At 35.9% G+C, this 2,485-nt stretch carries 4 protein-coding genes; all 4 read left to right on the forward strand.

What is annotated here, in order from left to right:
- A partial coding sequence (locus AC3AX0_RS11485; protein ID WP_487550421.1) for an O-methyltransferase occupies positions 1 to 206 on the forward strand: 206 nt, incomplete at its 5' end.
- Between the two features lie 114 nt (positions 207 to 320).
- A complete protein-coding gene (locus AC3AX0_RS11490) occupies positions 321 to 1,547 on the forward strand; it encodes a peptidase U32 family protein (RefSeq protein ID WP_487550422.1) in 1,227 nt (408 codons plus the stop codon).
- A 1-nt stretch (position 1,548) separates the two neighbouring features.
- The gene (udk, locus tag AC3AX0_RS11495; RefSeq protein ID WP_487550423.1) at positions 1,549 to 2,163 is read left to right on the forward strand and encodes a uridine kinase; all 615 of its coding nucleotides are present in this window, start codon (positions 1,549 to 1,551) and stop codon (positions 2,161 to 2,163) included.
- Between the two features lie 182 nt (positions 2,164 to 2,345).
- Positions 2,346 to 2,485 (forward strand): cyclic di-GMP-binding domain-containing protein, MshE-related (locus AC3AX0_RS11500; RefSeq protein ID WP_487550424.1); only part of this gene is annotated, 140 nt, incomplete at its 3' end.

The raw sequence follows: 2,485 nt of genomic DNA on the forward strand, positions 1-2,485 counted from the left end.
CTGGAGGACTAATTGTATCTGACAATGTTCTATACAAGGGAATGATAGCTACAGACGACCTTGTAGTTAGAAGACAAAGAACAATAGTAAGAAAAATGAGGTTATACCTTAAATATATAAGTGAACACGAAGCACTGGAAACATCAATTCTTCCAATGGGAGACGGAGTATCCATTAGCTTCAAGAAAGAGACTAAGTCTCGTTGACTGTGTAAGCAGTTATTCTAAAGCAAAGGAAAGATTACAATTAACGCATATCACAATGCTTCAATGTGATATGAATATTTAGACTTTATGAAGCTGAAAAAATAGGAGTATATGATGAAAAAACCTGAAATTTTAGCACCGGCAGGAAATCCTGAAAAACTGAAGATGGCAGTTGAATACGGTGCAGATGCAGTGTATTTTGCTGGACCTCAATTCGGATTGAGAGCGGGAGCAAAGAATTTTAACCATGATGATATAGAAGAAGCGGTGAAATATTGCCATAGCAGTGGAGTAAAAGCATATATAACACTAAACATAATAGCACACGACAGTCATTTTGAAGGTTTGGAAGAATATGTTAAATTCCTTGAAAAAGCAGGAGTTGATGCTGTGATAATTGCAGATCCTGGAGTTATGTCCGTAGTCAAGACTGTTTCTCCTGAAATGGAAATACACCTGTCAACCCAGGCAAACACTACAAACCACATGACTGCCAACTTCTGGTACGACATGGGTGTCAAGAGAATAGTACCTGCAAGAGAGCTTACCTTTGAGGAAATAAACAATATAATTGAAAACAAGAAGGATGACCTTGAAGTGGAAACCTTTGTACACGGTGCAATGTGCATTTCATACTCTGGAAGATGTCTTTTGAGCAGCTATATGACCAACAGGCATTCGAACCTGGGAGACTGCTCACATCCCTGTAGATGGAAATATAATCTTGTAGAGGAACAGAGACCTAATGAATATTTTCCTGTTATGGAAGATGAGAATGGCACCTTTATATTCAATTCAAAGGACCTGTGCATGATTAATAATATCAAGGACCGTGTTGAATCAGGAATCGACAGCTTCAAAATAGAAGGAAGAATGAAAAGCTCTTATTACAATGCTACAGTTGTAAGGTCATACAAGAACGCTCTGAATGACATTCTTGAAGGAAAGGAATTTGACGGATACTGGTACGATGAAATAAAAAAAGCATCCCACAGAGACTTTACTACAGGTTTTTACTATGGAAATCCAAGAGAAGACGGACAGCTCTATACTTCCAGTTCATATATAAGAGAGTATGACTTTATTGGCTTGGTTAAAGAATACGACAGTGAAAATGGTATTGCACTTGTTGAGCAGAGAAATAAGTTTTCTGTAGGTGACGAAATAGAAATTTTCGGACCAGACATAAGACACTTTGATTTCAAAGTTGAAAAAATGTATAATAGTAAAGATGAGGAAATAGAATCTGCACCTCATGCACAGGAACTCATTAAGCTAAAGATAGACAGAGAACTTAAACCCTGGTACATTTTAAGGCGGGTAGTGAAGAAAAGGAGTTAATATGAAGAAGCCAATTTTCATAGGAATAACCGGCGGAAGCGGCTCGGGAAAAACAACAGTAGTTAAAAAGATCAAAACCGCAATTCCTTCCAAAAGTCTCACTGTAATAGAACAGGATTCATACTACAAGGACCAGAGCAATCTTTCATTTGAAGAAAGATGCAAGACAAACTATGACCATCCTTTTGCCTTTGACAACGACCTTTTAATAGAGCACCTTAAGGACCTTGAAATTGGAAAGGATATAAAAAAGCCTGTTTATGACTACGAAATACACAACAGGAAAGAAGAGACAATAAGTGTTGAACCAAGGGATATAATAGTTCTGGAAGGAATACTTATCTTCTATGACGAACGTCTTAGGAACCTTCTTGACATTAAGATATTTGTGGACACGGATTCCGATATAAGACTTGTAAGAAGAATAATAAGAGACATAAATGATAGGGGACGGTCAATAGACTCCATACTCAGCCAGTATATGCAAACTGTAAGACCGGCTCATGAACAGTTCATAGAGCCTACAAAAAAATATGCAGATATCATCATTCCTGAGGGAGGCCACAATCTCGTAGCAATAGACCTCATGGTGACAAAGATAAAATCAATAATTTAATAATGTGGTCATAAAATTATTGTCATTCGCCATTTATTATTCTATTTTCATATAAGATATGGTATCATATAAATATATATTCAAATTTACTATTAAATGTAATTTGAATATATATTTTTTTAATGGGTATTTATTAACTGAATTCATAAAAGGATGATCATATGATAAATAAAATTAAAGCAATGAAGCTAGGGGATTTACTGATTTATTCAGGAAAATTAAATAATGACCAGCTAAACGAAGCACTTACCCTTCAGAAAAAATCAGGACAGAAGCTTGGTGAGATTCTTGTGGAAAAAGGCTGGGTCAATGAAAAAGATAT

This window comes from Dethiosulfatibacter sp., assembly GCF_983023055.1.

Bases quoted from the DNA above. Each gene is read 5' to 3' on its own strand.
- AC3AX0_RS11490 (WP_487550422.1), top strand. From the start codon at position 321: ATGAAAAAACCTGAAATTTTAGCACCGGCAGGAAATCCTGAAAAACTG.
- udk (WP_487550423.1), top strand. From the start codon at position 1,549: ATGAAGAAGCCAATTTTCATAGGAATAACCGGCGGAAGCGGCTCGGGA.